The following is a 23,147-nucleotide window of genomic DNA, read 5'->3' as shown; positions in this document are numbered from 1 at the left end:
GTCAGCGCCCTCCTTCCATGTCTAACAAGAACACGCCGTTGCCGGGATGACTCATGTCGTTATCCACTCGCGCAATTTCGGTTCTAGAGAATTTCAGTTTTCGCTCAGACAAGCCGCTGGTTCTCGGGTCGCCGAAGCGACGAAAACGGGTCGCCTTTGCGGCAATCACACCCTCCACGTTTTGTGCGGCGGCGATCAACGGTGACAAATGCAAGGTTTCCCCCGCGCGGAACTGGTCAGGATGAAGCAAACCCAAACGCCCATTCGTAAGGCGTTTTGCCGAGAACAATTTGAGAAGCACCTGCTGAACATGCGATTTGGAGGCATTCTTGGCGAGGCAAACGTGCAAGGTGATTTCGAGCGGCACATACACGGGCGTTGACACTTCAACATCGTGCGCTGCAAGGCGATATTTCTCATAGTGATGACGCAGCTCGGTGCGCTGTTCATCCAGCATGCCGACACGATCTTTGGGATCGGGCAGCGCGAAGGTGGTAATCCAACTGCCAGTATGGACATAGGCGCAGCTGACATCTTGAATCCACGCCAAGCGTTGCCCCAGGGTTTTATAGTCTTCACGGGTCACGGCGCGCTCTTGGGTTTTGAACAGGAAAGGCGCGCGTTTTCGAATGTTAGCGTTGGTTTCTGGGTTTCGGCCACCCGCGCCCGCCGTGATGTTTCTGACCGCGTTCACTTCGGGCAGTGCAAGCGCGAGGTGATGAAGTTTGTCAGCTCCGATATGCCCTGCAGAACCAATGCCCACGCGGTAGGTCGCTGAAAACGCGGTGCCTGATAACGGGCGGCGACCAAACACATTATCGCCAAAACGCAAACTCACCGCCCCGTCGCGCTCCACTTCAGGTTTAAATACCCGCGCCGCACTGTCGCTGACAAGGATGTCGCGCACGGGCTCATAACTCAGGGTTTCCATCCCGTCATCACTTTGCAAAGCGATATTGGGATAGGTATCAGCAGGAATGGGCGTGCGCAACACATCTGACGCGGCGACGGTTTCCGATTGCGCGAAATAATCGGGGCTGAAAGTCAAAGGGGCATAGGCCAAAAGCGGTTGATAACGCGGCGGGAGCAATTCGGCTTGGCGAGGTTCACACCCCGTTTCGGCGCAGTTGCCTGATTTTCGTTGTTTGGCCTCGCGCCCTTTCCCGGGCGCCCACGCCAGATAAGGTTCAGGTACCGAAGGCAAGGCTTCGTTGCTCAAGGTCTGTCCATGATCGACCAACACCATGTTGCCGCGCGCCACGCTGACAGGCTCAATATAACGGCGACCTTCTTCGATAGCGGTTTCAGATGAAACGCACACTGGAGCGCGAAGTGCATCTCTGGAATGCCAATGGATCAGTGTGATTTCATCCCCTGTTACAGGGTCAGTCAGCGGATCGCCGCCTTCATCAAAGGCTTGAGTCTCCGTCAGCAGCACGACGTGGCGATGATTGAGAACCGCATCGGCATGGTTGCCTGTATTCGCACCTGTGATTTCTTCAATGGCGAGATACATACCCGCATCAAGATCAGGTAAATGCCCCGCCAAGGTGGCTTGTGTAGCCCCTCGTGGTAAATGGCAACGCGCATCGCTCCAGGTGTAAAACAGCATCTCATTGTGAGCGGCAAATAGGCCAGCAACATCATGGCACGTTTCATACACGGCGCGGCTTTTCATCAGCAATGCATCGTCCCGTGCGAAGGTCACAGGTTGTTCGTTCAATCGCGTACACACCGCACTGCCTTGAGGCACAACCACGGTGCTTGGTGCCATCGGCAACACATCGCTGGAAACCGATAAATGGCAAAAACAACGGGCATTGCAACCTTCATCCACCGCGTAATCGACAATGCGTGTCAGGCGACTGAGGGAGATGCGAGAACGCGCATGATGCAGATAGGCTTCGGTTTGTGCGGCATCCTGCTGGTAAGCAATTTGGTCGGCGGTATACGCCAGAATATCCACCAGCGCGCTGGACAAATCCGCGGGGTGACCCGTGGCAAAGGAAGGCGATGCGATGGCCATGCGATCGAGCATCATTCGGCGGAAAGAGTGGAAATCTCGCCCGGTGTAATCAATGTCAGTCTCAGGCACTGGATCATCAGGGCAATCGCAGTCAGACAAACAATCAAACGGTGTAGGACATTCCACTTTGAACGAAAAGGTAATGGAAGACAGCACAGGATCAAAGCTAGGCGGCGGAGCAGGATTGAGCGTGCTGGTCACGATGTTCAGCGTATACGGCGAGAAATCCCCCGGCTGCGCGAGTTCGATAACGACAACATTGGTTTGCCCATCCAACCCCATGCTCACACCCACCACTTCAACGGCCGCGCCACCTTCAAGTCGGATGTTGTCAGCATCGAGCACGAGACCGTTAGGTGCATTGACAAGGTGCAGGTGCAGAAAACGTTGTCGGTCTTGCGGAACAGCGGCGGCACGATCCAACACTTCCACAAAGTCGACGCCATTGAGGGAGGTGCCTCGAACCGCTTCACGGCGACGTTGGTCGCAACAGAAATACATCATCCTGCGGCCTCCCGAGTGAAACTGGCAGATTGCGGATCGCCCGAGGGAAGCAGGTTGTAGCCCACATCAATCTGCAAGGCTGATCCGATGAAATTCACCGTCACTTCCGTCAGTTCAATGTCGTCTGGCATCCATGTTTGTAATGCGGTGGCGACCAATGTGCGGGTTTCTTCCGCCACGACATCGCCCGCAGGCGCAAACAGCAGTCGGCCTAATCCGCAGCCAAAGGTTGGCATCATCACCCGTTCGCCGGGTTGCGTGAACAGCACTTGCTCGATGCGATCGCGGATCAAATCCGGATGCAAGGTGGTCGCGGTTCGCCCTTGTGTATCTATGCGATATGGAAAGTCAGGGTAACTCATGTTTCGTTCACCTCTGTCGCTGTTATTCCACGGCGATACAACACCGTGGCTGTTGCCAATGCAAAGAGCCTAAGACGCCACCACGCGGGGTTGCACCACGGATGGGATCAGCGGTGTCCCTGTCGGCGCACACACTGATTGGCTCGTGTTCAACACTAAAGGTTGCCCTAAGGAAAGTACGCGCACCGTTCCCGTTACCCACTGCGCAGTCACACATGGGCCGTTACCTGCCGTTGGTGGTGGCATCGCACAACCCGCCACAGTGTAAGGCGCTGTCTGCAATACCGTGGCATTGCCCGACACCATCACTCTGGGATTCGGTACTGTCGGATTCGCCTGCCCGCCGTGAGAACACATAACGGTGGCACCGACATGTAGCAAATTTCCTGGCATACCCTCACCTCACTCCATTGCCACAACACGTTTCTTTCTCTCTAGCTTTTGCTTTTGCTTTTTTTTCTTTCCGCTCTTCCTGCTCTTTCTCGAATCTCTTCTCTCGCTTCTCGTCCCTGCTCTTCCTCGAATCTCTCCTCTCGCTTCTCGCCCTCCCTGCCCCTAAGTAATCGTCAGCGCCCCGCTGTTAATATCCACCGTCGGCCCAACAAGATTGATCTGCGCGCCTTTCCCATTGGTGATGAAAATGCCAGCATCCGATACCGACAACGTTACGCCCGTGGCGGTTTGTAACGTGATGCCACCCAGCCCCATTGGTCCTAGCGCGTCACTGATAACAATGCCGTTCTTTGCCATGGTTTGAAGCGTGATGGCTGAAATCGGCGCAATCGCAGTTTTCGCCAAGCTGGGAATGTCTGACGCGGCCCCTGCGTAACAGCCCGTCCAAATGGGGTAATCAACATCCCCTTGCTCGAATTCAATCCAGACCCCCGCGCCAATGGGCGGCACCGAGAAGATCCCCGAATTCAGGCCAAGCACGGGCAAACAGGGTAAGCACCAGCTCCCCGGCGGCATGCCCGTCGCATCAGGCACGGTAGCCAGAATGCGGCCTTGCATCATAGGGTCGACGTTATTCACCACGGTGCCGCGGTATTTACCGAAGTATTTTTCGGTCATTTTTCTCTCCCCGTGTCATTGTCTCCATTTCATACATGTGATGGGTCATAGCGGCACCCTACTCACTGTCGACAACAAGCCATCTCGGCGTAGCTCAAACGTCTGCTTCAATTCACCTTCGCTCAACGTGGTGGTGACAGAATCCACATAATGAAGCCCATTGAAGGCATGCCCTGCGCCGCGCACCGAGACGTTCTTCCTCGCTTCCAACAAGCTGCCATACGCCAATACGTCTAAGGTGCCTGTCATTTTCACCGCACGAACCGCCGATTTGGCGGCTTTGGCTAACCCCACCAGCGCCGCTTGAACAGGGGAATATTTGGCCGTGCCTGTGATTGGCGCTTTCTGCAACGGAATAGGACGCACGATGCCCAAGGGCGGATTTAAGGGATTAACATCTGGCACAGGAAGGGTGATCGGCACTTTGGTTTGAGGGTTCATGATGGTAATCGTCGGCAATACTGCACTTTGGGTATCCACACTCCCCGATAACGAAACGACGTTTCTGTGGGCATCCAAATCATCGTTTAACGGTTTTTGCACTTTGCCAAGGCGCACGTCTGGCCCCCAATAGGCAACAGAGACGCCAACTTGGTCGGTGGGTTCGATATAAAACACATACCCCACGCGATCTGCCAACGACATGATGTATTTCAGATCTGTCCCTTGGTGCGCGGGAATACGCTGGGTGGGAACAGGCACATCAATCAGCACGGAAGGGATGACTTTGGGGATCAGCCCCATAAAGGCATATTTCGCCAACACCAAGTTGATGCGCGCAAAATCAGGCATGGCGGGATACCGCATAAAGCTGAAATCGATGTAATCCAATACACGGCTTAAATCCTCCCCCGTTAACGTCAATCGAGACACCCCTGGCACTGCACCGGGTGAGACTGCGTGATCAGTCACCACGCCATCCATTAATACGGATTTCTTGCCGAACATTTCTACCGCAATCACGGTGCGAACCATTGGGATAGGGCTATTCGCCGACAGCAGAAACACGGTATGCAGTGGCGAGTTGTTATCGATTTCAAACACCAACTGAAACCCTGATTTACCCGTGGTCACTGAGCGAACCTCACAGGAAATGAACGCATGAATCACGGCTTTGGTAACCGGCACAGGCGCAACAGGACCAATGTACAAACTCATGACAACATCAGACATCAGCGCCCTCCAGAACCGTTCTCAGTGTCATCAGAACGCAGCGCAATGCGTCGCCCAATTTGACTGACAAGCTCATCAGGGTGTTGCACCAAATTTGCATCGGCAATACACCACCATTTTGACGCGTCGGCATAATACGCCGCGCCGAGCATGTCGAGCCTGTCTCCTTCCCGAATCACAAGGCTTTGCAAGCGTTCCGTTGACGCAGGCTGGGGAAGGAAACGACGACTCACAAACACCCTTTCCGTGCCATTTGCATCTGTCATCACACGCAACGGCAACCCGACGTAACGACTGTTCGGCGTAAAGTCTGCGGTCTCTTCCGTGTTGCTAAGCAAATAGTGTGAAAGATCGGTCATCTTGATGTCCTTCTTCTAATCAGCGAATCAGTTGTCTAGTGCGGGTTTGGTTGCCTTGCTGGCTTGACGTTCCAACCCTGCCAAATAATGCAGAAACAGTGATGATGCAGGATGGTCAAACCCCAAATCATCAACGGTTAGCACTTGCAGGTTCACGCTGGCTTTCGCGCGGAGCGGGTTCAGCGCCGAATTAAAGAACTCTTCTTGCAGCGACAGACTGGTAAACCGCACTGGCACTCTGCGGTTCATCCCCCAACTAAACACGGGCAATGGCTGAACCATGGGAATAATGGTGAGCTTCCCCTGCCTGGCGAGGGTGTCGTTATCCATCAATTGCCGGCGGCTTGGCGTGATCAGCCCACGCAATGCGGCGATGTAGTGGCCAATCCCGTAATTCAACGCATCGCGATCCCCGCGTTCCATCGCGTCGGTGGCATCCAAGGTCGCTTCGAAACTGATGGACTCTTTCGGTGGCCCGTTCAAGCGCATCGGTTCTGAGCGCGTTTGCGCACCGGCGGGGGATTTCACCTCAAATTGGGTGCTGAGCGTGGCAGGGTTAATCAGCAAAGGAATGGCCTCAATCGGCTCTCCGCTTTGCTGGTCGAGTAACACAATGCCACCTTTGAGGAAGTTCGGCTGACTCGATAACATTTAGCGTCCCCTTCCTACTTGTGTAAGGGTTTGCAACTGATGCATCACGCTTTCCGTCGTTCGGACGATGGCTTGCTCTCGCGCAATTGCGTGCTCTCGTATGGACGTCGCACCGTCAGACAACCCGCTCGGCCATTGCTCAACAACGGCATGCGATAAGGCACGATACACGTCGTGATACGTGGCGTTATCCGGCAACGAAATGTCATCAATATGGAGATTTATCTTCATCTTTTTCTCTCCCATGTCCCCACTCACTCCATTAAGGCATTGCTAAATTCGCGGGCATCGTCCACCACAGCGGTGGCGCAAACGATGGGATCAACCGGATCCCGCGATAAATAAAATATCCCAACCCGACCGCTGCGACAGCACCTGCCACTGGACGCAAATCTGGTGCATGTGTTGGCGGTGAAACCGGATTGGTGGGTCGCGGCGTCTGAGGTTGTGGTTGTGGTTGAGGTAGCGGCTGTGGCTGCGGTTGAGGAGCGACACGCGGCACAGATTGTGGTTGCGGCAACACAACCGGCACAGGCAAATGGATGCGAATACGGATACGCCTTGGTGCGCGGCGACGTTGTGTATTTCGGCAACGGTAGTAATACACACCGTTAGAGGTCGCCCCGCCTGTTGGCGGCCAGACGGACAAATCTTGCAGCGGATTGGCGACAAACGGCATGGTCGGAAACGCGTATGACCACATGGTAGTTGCAGGGCCGATGATTCGGGTGTAATTTGCCAAATCTCGGTTTAATTGTGCCTCCGCATCGACCTGTCGACCGTTGAGCCAAGATGCGGGTTTGATTTCCCCTAATTCATCCACCAGCGGCGTAGCGGTAGGCGGATACTGCTTCACCATGTCTGGGCGAGTTGAGCCGGGAATTTGAAAACCCGGGTGACCATTCCCCAAACAGGGCGTGCTGGGTGAAATGGCTTGATAGAGCAAACCACAAAACCCGCCGATTTGACGGTGTGCGGCAATCCCTATTTGCCCCATGGTCATCGCAGGGACATTACAACCCGCAACGACGGCGCGCTGCACAACACGAGGCTGACCTGACGCGCCACCGAGCAATTGCTCCGCGCTATGGGTGACACCATCAAGTGCCTTGGCTTGGGCAATGCCAGTTGTCCCAATATCTTGCCCGACACCGACGCCTTGATTCGGGATTGCCCCAACTTGAGACACCAAGTTACTCGATGGCGCAGGGTCTCCCCCTATTTGATCAATGGCAGATTCGGGGATCAAATACAGGCTGTGCTGCGCGTCTTCATATTCGCGCAAACCATCAAACAAGCTCTGTAATTCATCTTGGTCAAACGCTTCACCAAGAAATTCCAAATCGTGGTCAGGATCGTCCATGCCCACCACTTGCGCCGATTGAGAGGCATCCATATCACGCTGTGCCCAACGTCCAACGGGGCCTGATGGGGTGGCGAGTTGAAAGGCTTTCCCCGCCGCAAAGGCTTCACCACCGCGGTCGGCTTCTTTTTCGTATGCGTCGCCTGTTCCTTGCAGTTTGGCGAACGACAACCCTCTACGCTGCTGCATCACATGGGTGAGTTCGTGGCCAATAAGCTGCAAACCTGATGTCGTGTTTGGCTGGTAAAAGCCCGCGCCGAAATACACGTCGGACCCAGTGGTGAATGCTTTGGCCTGCAAAGCACTTGCATACGTTTGCGCTTTTGCGCCGGTGTGGATATTGACGTCAGGCAGCACAGTGCCAAAGATTTGTTCGGCGCGCGCACGGAGTGCCTCAGACAGATTGCCCGCTTGAACCGATGACGTGGAAGACGATGGGCGAGATAGAAACGCGTTGCTGGCTAACGGGGACGCAGCGGATTTTGCAGCACATGCCCCACACGTACCGCCTTGTGGCGCGACGTTTCCACACGCGCATTTGCGCTGCACAATTGCCAAGTTCGAGAAAGACGGTTCGCGTTGCGGCACCACTGGTGGCACTGCTGGTTTGTTGGCCTTGCGTTCAACTGTCTTGTTGGTGTTGCTCGAAGGTCTTGGTTTAGTTGTGATTGCGTGCTCAGCCATAATCCAAGTCCCCCGCTTTCACTGGTCTATCGAGTTTTTGCAATTCCGCCGATGCCGCTTCCATCAAAAAACGCATCGCCACGGGTTCGTTATGCTGCGCGGCGAGAAAGGCGCCGTTGAGTGCAACATTGTGAATGCTGCCGCCCGTCAGGTTTAAACGCGACAAACGCACGGGATCAACATCGTCTGAGAGCGGTGTTTGTGGTGGGAACACGGTGCGCCAAATGCGTTCACGCTCGGCAGGCCCTGGGAAGGGAAAATCCACCACAAACCGCAATCGGCGTAGGAAGGCTTTATCGATAGAAGATTTCAGATTGGTCGCCAAAATCGCCAGCCCACGATAGCTTTCGATACGCTGCAACAAATCATCAATGCCGATGTTGGCGTATCTGTCGTTACTGCTTTTCACGTCACTACGTTTGCCGAACAAGGCATCGGCTTCATCAAAAAACAGGATCGCCCCACACTGCTCAGCCGCCTGAAACAGTTCACGCATTTTCTTCTCAGTCTCGCCGATGTATTTGCTGATCACGCTCGACAAATCAATGCGGTATAAATCCAGTTCCAACGCGCTGGCAATGGCTTCTGCCGCCATGGTTTTCCCCGTACCGCTGTCACCACAGAACATGGCGCTGATGCCCATGCCTCGGCTCATGCGTTCGCGAAATCCCCATTGTTGATAAACACGATTTCGTAACCCCACTTGCGCCGTGAGTTGTTCAAGCATGGTGGTTTGCTTCGGCGGCAGTACCAAGGTTTCCCAATTGGCTTTGCAATCAATGCGCTGCGCAAGGCGCGATAATGCTGTCGAAGAATGGCGTTGGCACGCTTTCCAAAGCACGTGCTCAACGTGCAATCCGCCCTGTTCATGAAGCGAAGAAACCGTGACCAATTGCTGAATATCGGATTGGCTAAAGGAAAATTGCTCCGACAAACGCAGTGGCAAATCAGCATCGGCATGGGGTAACAACTGTCGCCAATATTGCTCTTGTTCTGTCACGGATGGACGCGCTACATGAAGCGGGAAACTATGTGGAAAAATCCCCATGGGCGAGTCCCCCGCTTCGAGCACAACCACGCCGTGAATACGTTCAACAAATTGCTCAACCACATGCTGACGTGACGGATCGTCCGTGCCTTCAATCACCAGCAATAGCGGTGATAGCCCTGCTTCACGCTGCCACAAACGAGATAGCGCATCGAGGTCGTTGGCATGGGTCGGCAAGCTCGTCGCATGCAAGCGGTGCAAATTCATGCCGACACTTGCCGCAAGTGTGTGTGCCATGTTTCGCTTGCTGGTTTTGTCTTCGCCATACAGTTCGATAATTGCGCGATGCGACTGAGTGTGTACCTGCATCATTTGCTGAATAAAGCGCAAGGCCCCGATGCGTTGGATTTCTTGTGAGGCGCTAAGTGGCCGTTGAGCGGCGTGATCCCTTGTCGGCTCTAACATCACGCTCAGGCGTTCATCCAAGTAATTCACGCCACGAACAAAATTGAGAATACGCTCGTCTGGGGAAATGATGGCATCGCTCGCGCCAATGGATTGCCACTCAATCAGCAACCAATACCGCAGCGGGGAGTGCGGTGAAAATACACTTCTGTCGCTCTCACCACCTTGGTCACTTAACCCATGTAAAGAGAGCGCCATCCCGATACTTGGATTGGTTTGCAGCGGATTTCCGGACATCGACGCGCAGATCTTACTCACATCGCTGTCCAGTGCTGCGCTTAATGAAAGCGCCAATGCCGTTTGATCTACACCATTTAAGCCAAATTGCTGCACGAGAAGGGTAAAGGCGGTCGGCGGCTCAGTGACATACTGACGATGGATCTCGCTCAAAGGACGTATATTTTTACGCTCACCCCGCCCTGCAAGGGAAGGTTTTGAAAGAATGGCCAACCCTTCTTGCACCCACGCGATAACGTCAACCATGTGGCTGTGATTCGCCTGTTGCCAACTCATAAACGAGGCGGATTCGCGAGTATGTTCCGCACTGACGCTGGAAGTAGCATTGGCGTTCTCTTTTTCTGCATCGAATCGAAGGATGTCGGTCATGCTGGCACCACCACGATTTGCGTTGGATCATAAATCGGCGGGCGCGGCGTAAAGTCAGGGGCAATGGGCGGACGATCACGCTCAATGAACCAACTGTCCACACCGTCTACACGGATTCGAACCGGATAATTGCCCGCTGCGAGGGCGGAGAAAACAAAGGTCAATGTATCTGTCGCGGTGGTGATTTCTTGGGCGCTTGCCCCTTCACTGCCAAGCCATAACGTCGCTTGTTGGCCGGGGTGAAAATGCGGCGAAACACGGATGGTGACCGTGATACTCGATGCGGCTCGAACAATGCTCAGCGGTGGCAACGTCAGCACCGGGGCGATTTGTACGGTGAGTTGATTCGACGTTTGCGCAGAGCCCGCCACGTCTTGATGGAACAGCAACGAATAGGTGCCCGACGCCCAACTGGCGAGAGCATTAGGCACTTGCATGGATTGCCCACGTGTATCGCCGCCTGCTTGTGCCATGACAGTGTGTTCAATGTTTAAAGAAGGATGTAGGTGAGACAATGAAAACCTTGGGTTCGCCCCGCCCATTTCTACGCCTTCCACATCAAACACATCGTTGACGCGCGCGCTGGACTGCAAGGCTGGCGTGATCACTCGACGAATCAAGGGCGCGTCCGGCGCGAGGGTCGCGATCACCATTGGCCCTGAATTGTCGTCACCAATGGTCAACACAGGCAGCACGTTATGGGCTGGTGCGCTCGATTGAATGATCACGGTGGACACGCGGTAGGTCATGGACGGACGATATTGGCTTTGAAGCGCACTCCACAATGACGACATTTCGCCAACTGGCAAAGGATGAGGCGCAATACGCAGTGCTTCTGCTTGATCGGCCAAGCCAGTGTTAGCCAGTGCTTGCAGTAAAGGCGGTAAGCCCGCTGCAATGGCGGGAGAGGGATTCAATGCCGTTTGGATTTCAGAACGCGTAAACCCAGGGTGTTCATGCAAAATCTGCATTACATACCCTAAGAGCACGTCATTGTGCAGATCTGCCGTGCCGTAGGCGCTGACAAGGTAATACAGATCTAAGGCCAGCGGCGTATTGTTGACCCTTTGACCATCACTGTTTCGTGTCGGTAAGCCTTGATTCGCCCACGCGCCGTTCACTTCGGAGTGATACAGAAACACGTTCAACGCTGGCGCGTTATTTTCTTCTTGCGCCAACATCTGATCTGGCGGTAAAGCGTGCACGGGCACATTGGTATTCACCACTGCCGCCACGTCGTGATCCACCAAGCCGTCGTTGAGCAAGTCACGCATCAATTGGGTGACGCCTGCAATCGCTAATGCACTGCTCATCGTTCACCATCCTGACGCTGACGAAGGTAGTCATTAAGCGTCATTGAAGGCTTCCACGCCGGTCGCTCGCGGGCAACGTGCTGAGGTGAATGCGTAGACGACTGAGGCTGCGCTGATGTGGTCACTGTTACCTGCCCAATAGTGACATTCACCGACACATTGCTCTCTGCATGTCGGCGCTTCGCGGCAAATTGCTTTGCCTGCTCCATCTGTTGAACACGCTCTGACAACGAGGCAGTAGACACATCTGCAGTGAGCGGAGAATGGCTGGCTTGCACCGACGTAACGCTCGGTTGAGAGGCCGCGTTCATGGTCGATGTTAGAGCTGGAGGAGACATCGGCGACAAAATTGAAGCGGCCATGTCCTGCGTGTAATTGCCACGGCTCGGTGACGTTTGATGAGATGGGGTATTTGCCGATGCTACGTCAGCGTCTTCGTTTCCGCGTTCTCCGCGTCTTTGGTCATGGTGAGTGTGTTGAACAGCCGATGTGATGGCTTTCCCGTCTGAGCCCTGACTTATTGGGCTTCTTGAATGTAGCGACGACATGTTGCTCGAGCATGAATGCGCAAGGCTCGAGCCATGTTGCGAAAGTGATTGAGCTTCAGACATTGGCGAGACTGGGGTTGGATGCGTCGCGCTGTCTGCATATCCTTCGGTTGCGTCGCTATTGGTGCCCTTTTTTTGGGTAAGACTATTTTGAGTAACACTGCTTTCATGGTCATTTTCAATATCGCGAACCGTTGCTGGGGACGCACTGACGCTATCCATTGCGTCGTGGAACAACGTCGAACCAGACGGTGAAATGGCCACAACATTCGACGCGTGATACGCGTTCGAGAGCAATGAAGAAGACGATGCTGGCGACGAAAACGCATCGCCTTCCCTCCCTTCTGATTGCCCCGAATTCCCTTGGCTAGGTGCCTGCGTTCCTGAAATAGATTGGCGTGAAGGCATGCCCACTGAGATCCCCGAATAGTAAGACGGGATCATCGGTTTCAAGGTTTGTTGACCTTGTAGGTTTCGCGAGAGGTATTGACCGAATAGACGACTCATGAGATCACCATTGCGATATGTTGGCGACGACGCGCCGGACTCATCGATAAGATGGCATCACTCGACCAGCCATAAGCGGTAGCGAGAATATGTACATCCCACAGTTGTTTCTCAACATCAGCGGCGAGTAGTGCCCAATACTGGTGACCAATGTCAAATTGATGCTGCGTTTGTGCCCCGCATTCGGGGCACGACGCATTCAGCGAAACGATGGTCAGCGGTTCGATACGCAGCATTTCTTGTTCCAACGCATCCAAGGTGCTGGTCCATGCTTTTTGCTCTTCGCTCTCTAACCCTTTGTCCTGTTGCTCCCTTTCGTTTTTTGTCCGTTCTGTCGCGCTACCTTGGCTGTGTTTATCAGCAAACACGGCACACAGATCGTTGAAGCTCGCTTGATCCAGCAATCGTTCGCACACGTGTTTAGTGGTTATCCCGCCAGAGTTATTCGAACTGCTGGAAGACGCCTGAATGAGCACAAGGTCTTGTGTTGTCGGTAATCGAAACCGATATTCGTTGCCGCTAAACGCAATAAGGTAGTAAGACGGCACGTACACATCGGTGTCTACTAATGAAGCCTGTGTATGTTGGTGCTTGTATTGGTTCCCACTTTCATCGCGGCTGCCAATACAATATACCGCGGCTTTTAATGTATCAGAGCTGCTTTCAAGTAAGTCTGACACCGTGAAAGCCAGCTGAGTTTTAGTATCACAAGCTTGGCAACGCCCTTCAACTTGAATGCCCTCACCGAATTGGCTGCGGTATGCCAACAGCAAGGCATGGTCTCGCCCTACCAGCGTCCAACGCTGCAATGCGTCGAACGGCACTGTCGGCAGATGAGCCGCCAAAATGGTGATTGCACGTTGAGCAGGCGATAACTCCATCGCCGATTCCCAAAGGGCAACACGCTGATTGTCGTCTAATGACGCGATACCAACTCGCATTTTTCTTACTCAACACTCAGCGCAGGATCACGATTCAGGATAAACAAAGCTTGGTTCTTTCGGCACGCTAACATCATTGCGCTCCCACCCTTCGTTTTCCAACTTCACTGACTGAATCATGAACGCCGAACTCGACGCATCCAGTGCGGGAATGGCTTTGTAATCTGATATCCAGCAGGCGTGAATGGTGTAACTCATCACCTTCTGACCTGCTTCGTTGAGCACGTCTAAAATCAGCGTTTTACGAAAATCAGCCAGTGACACTTCCCCCCCAAGGTCTGTGCCGATGCGCCATACTTTGTTGGCCCATTGTTCAAACTGCAGATTCTCTGTCACGCCGCGTTCTAACGTTATGGCCTCAAACTTGGCTTGTCCGGGGGATTTACGGGTGTGGGACGGGTCGCCCCCTTCTCGGTATTCCAACACTTCTACAGAGCGACTCAGTCCAGAGACTTTTTGAACCGCTGCCAACACGTCGCCACCCATCTCTTTCACGATGAATTTGTAGCCGGGATACGGAACAATGCGTTGACCATTTACATTCAGCTGCGACATGTCGCCTCCTCGCAATTATTCGAATTCGCTTGCCTTAAACACGCCTAATGAGGCGCGACCCTTCATGCCTTTAGCTGCCACTGTTGTTCATGAGCTGCAAACTCACCACCACAAACTCCGCAGGATTTTTCGGTGCGAATCCCACGAGTACATTCACACGCCCTGCCGCGCGGTCAGCGGGTGTGGTCGTTTCTGCATCACACTTGACGAGAAAGGCTTGTTCAGGCGCAGAGCCTTGGAACGCTTTTTGACGGAAGAGTCCCTGCATAAAATTGGTCACCGCGATGCGGATCTCTGACCAGAGCGGCTCATCATTGGGTTGGAAAACAGCCCATTGCAGACCACGGAAAAGGGATTCCTCAATAAAAAGTGCGGTACGTCTAACAGGGATATACGCCCATTCAGAAGCGAGTGCATCCGCACCTCGAAGGGTTCTGGCACCCCATGCTATGTTGCCGCTGATGCCACCGTTTCGAAGACAATTAAGACCAATAGGATTCAGTAGACCAATTTCATTGTTGGTGAGGGAGTGATTGAAGCTGATAACATTTCGAAGACCTGCGGTAATGCCTGCGGCGGCAGTCCATACCCCAGACTCAGTATCTTTTCTGGCATAGAGCCCCGCGACCGTTCCGCTCGGTGCGATGGTTCTGAGGCGATTTTCGTTATTCGGATCGGGCACTTGAACACGCGGATAGTAGGCGGCGGTGTTTCGATGACGAAGCCCTGCTCCTGCCACTTCATCGAGCCAATCGCTCGCTTCTTCCACGCTGTTAACGTCATCTGGCGGATCGATCAGTAAGAATGCGCGTTGTTCTTCACAGTAACTTATCGCAGGACTGATCACGCTCGACATAGCCGCAACACTGCCTAAATCCGAGGCTTCAGGGATCATCATGATGTTGAAAAGATCAACGTCTTCCAACGCATAGATGCCCGTCCGCAAATTCCGATTACCACGAAGCTGTGCAGCGGTTGGCGCAATGCCATCTGTTCCGGCTGTTGCAGCAGTTTGATGGCCAGCTACTACATTGTTCATGGCATATTGCTGAACATTGGCTTCGGTGCTGCCAACAAGCATCAATACTGAGCCAGCATCCCCCACCGATTCTGCGACAGACACCACCTGACCTGATCGATAGTCCGGACTACTTCTTCCCGAGAAAATCGCCATACGATCACCACGCACCACAACCTGACATTGCGCCCAAAGCGGATCGGCAGGTCGTGTGTCTCGAATGGCGTTTTGTATTATCAGGGCAGCTTCAGCTATCGTGGTGGGTTTGGTTGTCGCATCAACAACCACATCAAACGCGCCTGTGCCTAAATCCACTTGAAGCGTATTAGCGTCTGCCATTGCAGCGTATGTCGTGGTGTCTTGCACACCAGAATAAAACCCTGTCGGCGCAGGCATATCCGTACCTGGAGCAGGAAGTCGCAACTGCACCATAAGGGAATCGTCATTGACCACGCTCAGCACATAGCGGGGGTGTGTGGTCACCATTGAAACATTGGAGAAAGTTTCGCTGCGAACAGGGACTTCAACCCCATCGACATGGCGGATTTCCGATACCGAAAGGTTGAATAAATTGGCGGGATCAGACGTAAGGTAATCGATATCAACACGAATGTGGTTGTTCCATCGGCCCGGATCTTCAACCAGTGCGTCTTGAACTTGGCGACCTGCAGTAAAACGGAGTGATGTAAGGCCATTCCAGCTTTGCACTGTCATGTCGCCCGTTGTACCTCCACCAACCCGAACGGCAACTGCCTGACCACCGCCATTGAGATAGAACTGAGAAATGGCATAGCTGGTTTCACTGTCGGTATGCACACCGCCGAGATGGGTGTCGAAATCACCAACATGAAACAGGGTCACAGGCGAGTTGAGTGGTCCTCGAGAAAAGCCGCCGACAAACGCGGCGATGGATGTAGCTACGCCACCGATGGAGCGGCTACCACTGGGGATTTCTTGAATGTAAACGCCCGGGTATGTCAGTGCGACTGGCATGGAATACCTCCTCAATCGAGACAATTGGCGCAAAACCTTTTTACCTCTGGTGCGAAGTGAGGGATGTAAACACCACCCAATTCTGCACGCCTTCTAAACACATCGGCACTCAAAGGAAAGCGTTTCAATCACCAAGGGGGTGGCTTAGCAGAAAAGCAACTTGGCATATCACAACGTTTTAAACGTTAGATTTAGAAACACCCTTGAAGAGTATTGGTGAATAGATACACAAAGGATGGGGCGAAATCAGGCGGGACGTTTGTCGCGGAGTTAAGAGAGTCTCCTCTGAACGCTGGATTTTCGCAAAAAAGAACGTTCGTTTTACGGCCTTAATTTCAAAGGCATAGCGTGAATGTAATCCTTATCATCAGTTTTTGCTTATTTAAGTCCAACTTTTTTTACGCAAAATGAGAAAGACTACTTTACTGGGCATTTTGTGACACATTCACCCACTAATTTGCTCAGTTTTCCGGCTGATACGAATAAGAGAAAGTGAGACAAAAAAGGAGCCATTTGGCTCCTTTTTTAAGACAGCGTTAAACGCTAGCAATCATTGCTCGGTGATCATTGTTCAGTGATCAAGCGGTATTCTGACAAGGTCAAAATGGCACTTTCCAGTACGTCCAGACCAAGAATACTGTAGCCGTAAAAGTTCGGCGTAATGGCATCACGCAGTGCGACCGCAGGTTTTGTTACGTCATCACCCAGCATCATGCTTTCTGACAGCGCATCAAAAAGACGCTTCGTGTTGTCATCTAACGGCCCAAGAAACTCGCTATAACCCGCTACAGAGTTATACAAGTTACTGAAATCACCTTCACTGTTTTCTTCAATGTAATAGCTAACCGAACGTGATGAGTTCAAGCGAATGTCATTCACCATTTCATGTGCAGAGAAGGCTTGCTCAAGAAGAAACTCCCCGCCTGAATGCTCGTTGGTGTTGGGTAAAAAGCCCTCTTCAGGAAAAACCAAGAATGCTGAAATTGCGCCATCACGCGTCACTGCTGACAACACAAAACGTTTGTCTTGGTAGTATCTGATGAAATCCCCTGACATGCTTTTCTTCATGTATACAGGCGCACCGAACGTTTCTTCCAACACGTCTTCTGATGCGCGAATGTATATGCGATCAAGCTTGTTGTGCGAAGGAATATCAGTGAACTGCGACAAAGAGAGGGTATACACTTTTTCGAGCGCATCCATGGTGTCATTCAACCCGCCCAATGCAATCGCGATGATGGAAACGAAGGTAATGATCTTCGCCCATTTTTCACGCACGCGCTGACGCAGGTTACGTTCAATGATTTCTTCTTGCGCTTCCGGGCAAAGTTGTTCGTTGTTCTCAACCAAAGACATGTCGCTTACCCCTTCAGATCTTCAAGTTTTTCAATGGCAGTATCAATCACTTGCTCACTGATGGCTTCGATGTCGTCTTCGCTGATGTAACGTGTAATGTCGTCAGAAAACCTTACCCCGATAAATACGCCAAACCCAACCAGCGCAAATACAATATATTTCAACATTTATGTTCTCCGACACTACTTATAGAGCGCGATACGGCCGCTCACTTTCTTCAAATAATTCTTTGTTTCGTCGTATGGCAGATTGTTAATCATGTGCTCATACACTTCGTCTGGCGTCATCGCGTTGATCACGTGTGCTGCTTTACGAATGTTGGTTGAGCGGTCTGCGTTAAACGCGCGCGCCACGTTACCTGCACCCGTGTTATAGGCGGCAATTACGCAATACATGCGGCTTTCTTCGTTGGTGATAGAACGCAGGTAACGGGTATTGAGAATGTTCAAATATGCCGTGCCTGCTTCAACGTTGAATGGCGGCACATAGAGATCATCCGCCTTCATCGGCGCATCGATATTGTGAACTTGCTTGTTCACATCATGCCCCGCACTGGTTGGCACGACTTGCATCAAGCCATACGCTGGAACATGTGATTTCGCATCAGGACGGAAAGACGATTCACTGTGCATGATTGCCATCACCAACGCGGCTTCTACATCCCAACGCTCACTCTCTTTTTCCACCAAAGGTTGGAATGTCGATGCGCGAGATTTCAATGCGTTTTCTGGCAACTTCACTGTGTAGCTGACAATTTTCTTCTCAGGTTTTACCGCTACTACAGGTTTTTCAGTAACAGCAGGTGCCTTAACCTCGACGGGCGTTTCAATTTCAACCGCTTGCTCTGCAATCACTGGATCTGGTTTGTTGGTTTCAACAACCACGGCAGCTTCTTTCTTCGGCTTCTCTGCCTCAACAGTAGGCTTCACAGCCGGTTTGGTCTGTGGTTTTTCTGTTGAAATTGGTGTTTTAGCCACTGACTCAGGAATGCCAAGCGCTAAGCGCTTTTGCTTGAACTGCGCTGACAATGCCGAGATGCGCGTTTTTGCTGATGCCAACAGTTCCAGTTTTTTGTTATATGCACGCTCGTAGATGAACGAGTCGGGAATTCCCGTGCCTGAACGAATCAATCGTTCCGCTTGTACGTCCAATTCCTGCATTTGTGCATAGACATGATCAACGATGAAGGCTTTCTCTTTCTTCTCTTGTTCTGCAGAATAATCCACAACATCAATGCGCTTTTCTGCTTTCGTCAATTCGATGACTTGGCCATCAATCTCAATCTTGTCCTTCGGCAAGGTTGATTGATCAACGTTACCGTCTGCGTCAATAAGCACTGACACCACAGCGGTATTATTCTCGTAATCGACAACTTTTTTCACTGTGTTGTCTTTTGCGTATTCAACGTGTTTTGTTTGATCAGACAGCTCACCACTGCCCCAATGATCGATCAGCGTTTCACGCTGTTGATCGATGTCTTTGGTATATGCCTCTCGCCACGCTTCATATTCTGACAAGTAAGCATCTAGCCATTCGTGGAACTGTGCTTTTTTCTCTGATTGAGACATGTTTACACGCTTAGATTCACGTTCAAGCTCATCAAAAGAATCTGATGCGTATGCAAGATTGGTTGACAAAACAGAAGTGGTTGATAAAACCGCAGCAATACATGCGGCGACAATTTTCATTCGACCCAATGACATCTGGTAATTCCTAGCCACATAGAAAAAGAGGCTATCTGGCGATAACCTCATAAGGTAAGGGTTTGAAAGCACCCTGCTGAACCGCAAAGTGCCTAACAAGATTCCAACTTAAAGCTGTTTCAGAGACTCAAGCGCGTTAGCAAGGTCTTCTGCCGCTTTTTCGTTGTTGAATTGGTCCCACAACGCTGAATCTTCTGTCACAGCATCGATCACGCTGTTCATGTTGACTTTGTAAGCCGCGTCATCCATCCCCACTAGCACGTAAAGGCCGCCTGAAGGACTGGTTTGGCTCACCAACACTTTGCTGTTAGTCAGGGTGCGAGAAACAACGGTCTTGGTAACGTTCTCAAACACTTCCATAACAGATTCAGTCGTGCCAACCGTCGCGTCAGTTTGCACTGTGCTCTCAACCGCTTGCTTGAACATGTTGTTCACGTCAGTTTCGAATTGAGAAGCCAGCGCAACGCGCGCTTCACTCGCCGCAATTCTGCGCATTACGCTCATGCCCGCTGCGCTTTTCTTCGCGTAACCGGTCGCTGCAGTAGCGATGTCAGATGGCATCACGTCACAAATCCAGCCTGGTGCGTTGTCTTTTGGAGAATCCGGGAACGTACACGCCGCAAAGTTTTGGCTTTGTTCGACGGTTTGGTTATTGCTTGAGCATGCAGAAAGCATCAGTGCTAATGCAGTGGCGACAATGGTTTTTTTCATTATTACAGGCCTAGCTGGTTTAGGTGACACATTGGGTTCAAGATTGGGCACTCTTCAGGTACCACTTTCGCTGAGTCGCCTTTACGGATTCGCAGAGACATTTCTTCGTCGATAGCAACCCATGAGAAGTTTGGCTTCACGGCATCTTGCTCATGTTTCACAACATAACCTTCACCTAGAGTGAACGTTTCAATGTCGCCCTCGTCAGATTTGTGAATTTGAGAAAGGGTGATGTATGTGCCTGGCTCTAGCTTCTTCTTGCTACCCATTGCGACTTTCACCATGGTACCCGCTTCACACTGACGCATCGCAGTAACAGGAGCAGAAGGTGCTAGCAGCTTTTGAAGCTCAAAGTTGTACGCTACCGCTTTCTCTGCTGCTTCACTCGCCATGCCTTTGTATTGTGCGTTTGAAATTGGGCAACGAGAGTTGTTTGTTTCAGTCGAGCTGTAATCACTCGCACCTAGCTCAATACGCTGAACGAGGTTCATGTCTGGAAGTGAAACCACTTTCGCAACGGCTTTCACTTCTGTGGTGAACGAACATTTAGCAGGAACGTATTTCGTCTCGCCGTCATCGTTCTCGTAAGAGTAAGCTTCTGAGAAAGAGCTAGACAGGTTGCTTGCAGTCACTTCTGTGATAACTGCTAGGTCAGCGATTGGCACACCCGATTTGTTGTAACGGCCGCTTTGCTCTGCCAGTTTGATTTCGCCTTTCAGCTTGTTAGCCAGTTTGCGATCAACCAGTTTAGCGCCCGTACCTTCAATGGTGGCTTCCAAGTCGTTACGGAATACGGTTTGAAGACGGCCTTTAGCAGCGTCTTTAAATTCCATGTCTACCGGAAGAACGATCACTTTCAGTTCGTCAGATGCTTTCGCAGGAATACCTGCTGTTTCCATCTCGATTTCGGTACCCGGAGGACATACTGCCGTTACACCACAACCTGTTAGCGCTGTTGTAAGCGCGACTGCCACTAACCCTTTCTTAAACACTTTAGATACTCCAGTGTGAATTTATCTTTCTACTTTTTAAGCCCAACAGCTTGCCAAATGCCTGCTTCTTCGAGCAATGCTGAAAAATGGCGTTCAGCGCCTTCTTGGGACAACTTGTAACTGGTCATTGAATTACCTGTTGAGATAATTTCATTGTTAGCCAAGGTTTTGCCGGCCTTGTTTTTTAGTACCAGGTCCGTCAATTTTGTCGTGATATACGCATCGCCTACCATGCCGCGACGGTATTCCGATTTCATGGTCAAAATATGTGTTGCTTGGCGAGAAGACGATTGCGTGGTAGCGATACCTTCAACAGAGAATTTCTCAGAAATAAAGGCGGCACTTTTTCTGTCTTTCTTATCTGGACGAATAGATACCAGAAGTTCAGATTTTACTTTTGAAATATCACCAAGCAGTTCTGGCAAATAAACAACGCTGTTTTCTTCATCACTGCCTAGTGAAGAAAGAATCGCGAGACGAACATAAAGATCTTCAAGCTTTTCCTCAGAGCCTCTGTTGTCTAACCACCAAAGTAATTTGTCTTGGTGACTCAAGTTTTCGATCTTTGATTTCGCAGCGCTTTCTATTTGTTTTATCTCAGAAGATAGTTGCGATTTAATATTATCTCGCCCTACTCTTGCTTGGACATAATAAGCCACATCGTTCTTTTCAGACTGGACATATTCCACGCCCGTCAAGGTCACTTGTGCACTTTTGGCATTAATCTTGTTGCTTGTGGTTTCGTATGATGTCGAATCATCATTGATTCTTTTATAGACATCATTCATCGAAAACGTCGAATCCACTTGTGTCCACAGCTGTGAGTTAACACCGCTAAGTGCTGATTTTTTAGCTAGATTTAAACTACGACCTTCACCAACGGCATAGACATACTCAGGATGATTAACCTGTTCAACAGCATACCAATCAGGCGGTGTGGTGGACTGACAACCCGAGAAAAGGACGGGGAAAAACACCATAGGTAGAACTCGTATGAACATTTTTTTGTTTATGTTTTTCATTTCGTCTTAAACGCCCTTACCAATGACGCCATCGATGAATTATGGACAGGCTAACGAAAACGTCCGAGTTGTCGGTATAATCAAAGAAGGCAATCATTTCGAGTCAAGTAACAGTTTATTGCGTGATGTGAATATATTTAACGAGATAAATCACATGACACCTCACCAATAGTGCGGGGATTATCGGAAGTAACTTAAAAGTTTTCAACAGTAGATCAAGATATTATTTGCAAACGTACCAATTAATTTCACTTAATTTGATAGAGCACTCAATATATGAACCAAGTATTATTGATTAATAATTGTTTCAACAAATAACACTCTCACTCAGAGAGTAATAGCATCATTAATTTAACAGGTGGTTATAATAATATTAATAACGACAATACAGCCGTGCAATAACCTTCGTTCGTACCTTGCCTACTACTATTCTTTGAATATACCAAGTGGCCCCCATGTAAAAATTCATCCCCTTCAGAATAGAGCTCGTTTTTCATAATAAAAAGAGCCCAAAGGCTCTTCTATGCACACTTTCAATACGCCACGATTTCATTCGAAGACTTTTATTAAGTATGGCTCCAAGGTGTCAGGTAATGACAAGTAAGCGGAGTAATACGTGTCCTCACCGAACGCTGCATTGTGTAAGTACCATCTGCTCGATTTCAGTGTCGCTAACAGATGGAAGACCCAACAAACCTTAACAAGGATGTAGCAAACGACAACGATTGATATTGCATGAAGCGGAGAGTTGATCATGCCATCAACGTTTTGATAAACGTTGACCATGGCCAAAACAGCCAAGGCCACGACAATGATGGCTTTCGGTATCAGCAACGTCAAAAAAGCACGCTTCAGTTCTCGCTCACTTTTAAAGTGCAAATTGACAAGAGCATTGGTCGTGTCACTTACCGGAATGCCATTGATGTTTCTGTTCCACCGAATCTTCGATGTTTCTACCAACACTGGCAGTGTATTTTTCCATCCATCAATGACTATTGACACAAAAATAGCATAAATCAGTCTGACAAAAACCAAGTAGAACATCATTGCGGGTGCTTCAAAATACATTGCAAAAGCTGCCAATATTACCGTAAACATAAATAATGTTGGACCCATAACACTTTGGCTTTCGCTCATAATTTTTTCTTTCCAAAAATAAAAATCGCTTACTTCATACATATGAAGTAAGCGATATGAGACTTATCACTTATTTAAAGGCATACAATTAAAAATCGA

The 23,147-nt window shown here is 50.9% G+C and carries 22 protein-coding genes; all 22 read right to left on the bottom strand.

From position 1 onward, the window contains the following. Position 1 precedes the first annotated feature (1 nt). The gene (locus BM082_RS00645; RefSeq protein ID WP_074924853.1) at positions 2–2,530 is read right to left on the bottom strand and encodes a baseplate J/gp47 family protein; all 2,529 of its coding nucleotides are present in this window, start codon (positions 2,528–2,530) and stop codon (positions 2–4) included. Further along, positions 2,527–2,892, bottom strand: coding sequence for a GPW/gp25 family protein (locus BM082_RS00640; protein WP_017009905.1), 366 nt, complete (start codon positions 2,890–2,892; stop codon positions 2,527–2,529). The genes BM082_RS00645 and BM082_RS00640 overlap by 4 nt, the downstream gene beginning before the upstream one ends. Positions 2,893–2,961: 69 nt before the next feature. Beyond that, on the bottom strand, positions 2,962–3,285 hold the full coding sequence (locus tag BM082_RS00635) for a hypothetical protein (protein ID WP_074924852.1): 324 nt from the start codon (positions 3,283–3,285) through the stop codon (positions 2,962–2,964). A 162-nt stretch (positions 3,286–3,447) separates the two neighbouring features. Continuing rightward, positions 3,448–3,963, bottom strand: a complete 516-nt coding sequence (locus BM082_RS00630; protein WP_074924851.1) for a phage baseplate assembly protein V — start codon at positions 3,961–3,963, stop codon at positions 3,448–3,450. A gap of 45 nt (positions 3,964–4,008) precedes the next feature. Further along, the gene (locus tag BM082_RS00625; protein ID WP_074924850.1) at positions 4,009–5,136 is read right to left on the bottom strand and encodes a hypothetical protein; all 1,128 of its coding nucleotides are present in this window, start codon (positions 5,134–5,136) and stop codon (positions 4,009–4,011) included. Then, on the bottom strand, positions 5,136–5,495 hold the full coding sequence (locus BM082_RS00620) for a hypothetical protein (RefSeq protein ID WP_074924849.1): 360 nt from the start codon (positions 5,493–5,495) through the stop codon (positions 5,136–5,138). The genes BM082_RS00625 and BM082_RS00620 overlap by 1 nt, the downstream gene beginning before the upstream one ends. 27 nt (positions 5,496–5,522) lie before the next feature. Continuing rightward, positions 5,523–6,146 carry a CIS tube protein gene (locus BM082_RS00615; protein WP_074924848.1) on the bottom strand — a complete coding sequence of 208 codons (624 nt, stop codon included), beginning with the start codon at positions 6,144–6,146 and terminating at the stop codon, positions 5,523–5,525. Continuing rightward, positions 6,147–6,377, bottom strand: a complete 231-nt coding sequence (locus tag BM082_RS00610; protein ID WP_241810428.1) for a hypothetical protein — start codon at positions 6,375–6,377, stop codon at positions 6,147–6,149. A 31-nt stretch (positions 6,378–6,408) separates the two neighbouring features. Then, positions 6,409–8,193: an eCIS core domain-containing protein gene (locus tag BM082_RS00605; protein WP_074924847.1), complete on the bottom strand. Its 1,785-nt coding sequence runs from the start codon at positions 8,191–8,193 to the stop codon at positions 6,409–6,411. Continuing rightward, positions 8,186–10,252, bottom strand: coding sequence for an ATP-binding protein (locus BM082_RS00600; protein WP_074924846.1), 2,067 nt, complete (start codon positions 10,250–10,252; stop codon positions 8,186–8,188). The genes BM082_RS00605 and BM082_RS00600 overlap by 8 nt, the downstream gene beginning before the upstream one ends. After that, positions 10,249–11,565 carry a Pvc16 family protein gene (locus tag BM082_RS00595; RefSeq protein ID WP_074924844.1) on the bottom strand — a complete coding sequence of 439 codons (1,317 nt, stop codon included), beginning with the start codon at positions 11,563–11,565 and terminating at the stop codon, positions 10,249–10,251. The genes BM082_RS00600 and BM082_RS00595 overlap by 4 nt, the downstream gene beginning before the upstream one ends. Then, positions 11,562–12,620 (bottom strand): hypothetical protein, encoded by a 1,059-nt coding sequence (locus BM082_RS00590; protein ID WP_074924841.1) that lies wholly within the window; start codon positions 12,618–12,620, stop codon positions 11,562–11,564. Before BM082_RS00590 ends, BM082_RS00595 begins: the two co-directional genes overlap by 4 nt. Beyond that, on the bottom strand, positions 12,617–13,561 hold the full coding sequence (locus BM082_RS00585) for a hypothetical protein (RefSeq protein WP_074924838.1): 945 nt from the start codon (positions 13,559–13,561) through the stop codon (positions 12,617–12,619). The genes BM082_RS00590 and BM082_RS00585 overlap by 4 nt, the downstream gene beginning before the upstream one ends. 27 nt (positions 13,562–13,588) lie before the next feature. After that, entirely contained in the window at positions 13,589–14,116 is a 528-nt protein-coding gene (locus tag BM082_RS00580) for a phage tail protein (protein ID WP_074924835.1), read from the bottom strand. Between the two features lie 70 nt (positions 14,117–14,186). Beyond that, entirely contained in the window at positions 14,187–16,127 is a 1,941-nt protein-coding gene (locus tag BM082_RS00575) for a phage tail sheath family protein (RefSeq protein WP_017016001.1), read from the bottom strand. Between the two features lie 564 nt (positions 16,128–16,691). Further along, positions 16,692–17,483, bottom strand: a complete 792-nt coding sequence (locus BM082_RS00570) for an ETEC_3214 domain-containing protein (RefSeq protein WP_017016002.1) — start codon at positions 17,481–17,483, stop codon at positions 16,692–16,694. Between the two features lie 5 nt (positions 17,484–17,488). Then, positions 17,489–17,650 (bottom strand): hypothetical protein, encoded by a 162-nt coding sequence (locus BM082_RS25025; protein ID WP_017009843.1) that lies wholly within the window; start codon positions 17,648–17,650, stop codon positions 17,489–17,491. A gap of 15 nt (positions 17,651–17,665) precedes the next feature. Next, positions 17,666–19,186: a transglycosylase SLT domain-containing protein gene (locus BM082_RS00565; RefSeq protein ID WP_074924833.1), complete on the bottom strand. Its 1,521-nt coding sequence runs from the start codon at positions 19,184–19,186 to the stop codon at positions 17,666–17,668. A gap of 108 nt (positions 19,187–19,294) precedes the next feature. Then, on the bottom strand, positions 19,295–19,897 hold the full coding sequence (locus BM082_RS00560; RefSeq protein ID WP_074924831.1) for an LPP20 family lipoprotein: 603 nt from the start codon (positions 19,895–19,897) through the stop codon (positions 19,295–19,297). Positions 19,898–19,899: 2 nt separating this feature from the next. Next, positions 19,900–20,889 carry a hypothetical protein gene (locus BM082_RS00555; protein ID WP_074924828.1) on the bottom strand — a complete coding sequence of 330 codons (990 nt, stop codon included), beginning with the start codon at positions 20,887–20,889 and terminating at the stop codon, positions 19,900–19,902. Positions 20,890–20,918: 29 nt separating this feature from the next. Beyond that, positions 20,919–21,869, bottom strand: coding sequence for an LPP20 family lipoprotein (locus BM082_RS00550; RefSeq protein ID WP_017009847.1), 951 nt, complete (start codon positions 21,867–21,869; stop codon positions 20,919–20,921). A 591-nt stretch (positions 21,870–22,460) separates the two neighbouring features. After that, a complete protein-coding gene (locus tag BM082_RS00545) occupies positions 22,461–23,048 on the bottom strand; it encodes a hypothetical protein (protein WP_244275870.1) in 588 nt (195 codons plus the stop codon). Positions 23,049–23,147 lie beyond the last annotated feature (99 nt).

The organism is Enterovibrio norvegicus DSM 15893, assembly GCF_900115495.1.
In the GTDB taxonomy this organism is placed as follows: Bacteria; Pseudomonadota; Gammaproteobacteria; order Enterobacterales; family Vibrionaceae; genus Enterovibrio; species Enterovibrio norvegicus.
The sequence above is the reverse complement of the archived record's forward strand: the minus strand, read 5'-3'. Positions and strand labels throughout refer to the sequence as shown.

Excerpts from the sequence above, each read along its gene's own strand:
- BM082_RS00615 (WP_074924848.1), bottom strand. The coding sequence starts at position 6,146 with ATGTTATCGAGTCAGCCGAACTTCCTCAAAGGTGGCATTGTGTTACTC.
- BM082_RS00595 (WP_074924844.1), bottom strand. The coding sequence starts at position 11,565 with ATGAGCAGTGCATTAGCGATTGCAGGCGTCACCCAATTGATGCGTGAC.
- BM082_RS00600 (WP_074924846.1), bottom strand. The coding sequence starts at position 10,252 with ATGACCGACATCCTTCGATTCGATGCAGAAAAAGAGAACGCCAATGCT.
- BM082_RS00550 (WP_017009847.1), bottom strand. The coding sequence starts at position 21,869 with ATGGTGTTTTTCCCCGTCCTTTTCTCGGGTTGTCAGTCCACCACACCG.
- BM082_RS00580 (WP_074924835.1), bottom strand. The coding sequence starts at position 14,116 with ATGTCGCAGCTGAATGTAAATGGTCAACGCATTGTTCCGTATCCCGGC.
- BM082_RS00545 (WP_244275870.1), bottom strand. The coding sequence starts at position 23,048 with ATGAGCGAAAGCCAAAGTGTTATGGGTCCAACATTATTTATGTTTACG.
- BM082_RS00640 (WP_017009905.1), bottom strand. The coding sequence starts at position 2,892 with ATGAGTTACCCTGACTTTCCATATCGCATAGATACACAAGGGCGAACC.
- BM082_RS00635 (WP_074924852.1), bottom strand. The coding sequence starts at position 3,285 with ATGCCAGGAAATTTGCTACATGTCGGTGCCACCGTTATGTGTTCTCAC.
- BM082_RS00590 (WP_074924841.1), bottom strand. The coding sequence starts at position 12,620 with ATGAGTCGTCTATTCGGTCAATACCTCTCGCGAAACCTACAAGGTCAA.
- BM082_RS25025 (WP_017009843.1), bottom strand. The coding sequence starts at position 17,650 with ATGTTGAAATATATTGTATTTGCGCTGGTTGGGTTTGGCGTATTTATC.
- BM082_RS00605 (WP_074924847.1), bottom strand. The coding sequence starts at position 8,193 with ATGGCTGAGCACGCAATCACAACTAAACCAAGACCTTCGAGCAACACC.
- BM082_RS00630 (WP_074924851.1), bottom strand. The coding sequence starts at position 3,963 with ATGACCGAAAAATACTTCGGTAAATACCGCGGCACCGTGGTGAATAAC.
- BM082_RS00625 (WP_074924850.1), bottom strand. The coding sequence starts at position 5,136 with ATGTCTGATGTTGTCATGAGTTTGTACATTGGTCCTGTTGCGCCTGTG.
- BM082_RS00560 (WP_074924831.1), bottom strand. The coding sequence starts at position 19,897 with ATGAAAAAAACCATTGTCGCCACTGCATTAGCACTGATGCTTTCTGCA.
- BM082_RS00575 (WP_017016001.1), bottom strand. The coding sequence starts at position 16,127 with ATGCCAGTCGCACTGACATACCCGGGCGTTTACATTCAAGAAATCCCC.
- BM082_RS00585 (WP_074924838.1), bottom strand. The coding sequence starts at position 13,561 with ATGCGAGTTGGTATCGCGTCATTAGACGACAATCAGCGTGTTGCCCTT.
- BM082_RS00645 (WP_074924853.1), bottom strand. The coding sequence starts at position 2,530 with ATGATGTATTTCTGTTGCGACCAACGTCGCCGTGAAGCGGTTCGAGGC.
- BM082_RS00620 (WP_074924849.1), bottom strand. The coding sequence starts at position 5,495 with ATGACCGATCTTTCACACTATTTGCTTAGCAACACGGAAGAGACCGCA.
- BM082_RS00610 (WP_241810428.1), bottom strand. The coding sequence starts at position 6,377 with ATGAAGATAAATCTCCATATTGATGACATTTCGTTGCCGGATAACGCC.
- BM082_RS00570 (WP_017016002.1), bottom strand. The coding sequence starts at position 17,483 with ATGTCTTTGGTTGAGAACAACGAACAACTTTGCCCGGAAGCGCAAGAA.
- BM082_RS00565 (WP_074924833.1), bottom strand. The coding sequence starts at position 19,186 with ATGTCATTGGGTCGAATGAAAATTGTCGCCGCATGTATTGCTGCGGTT.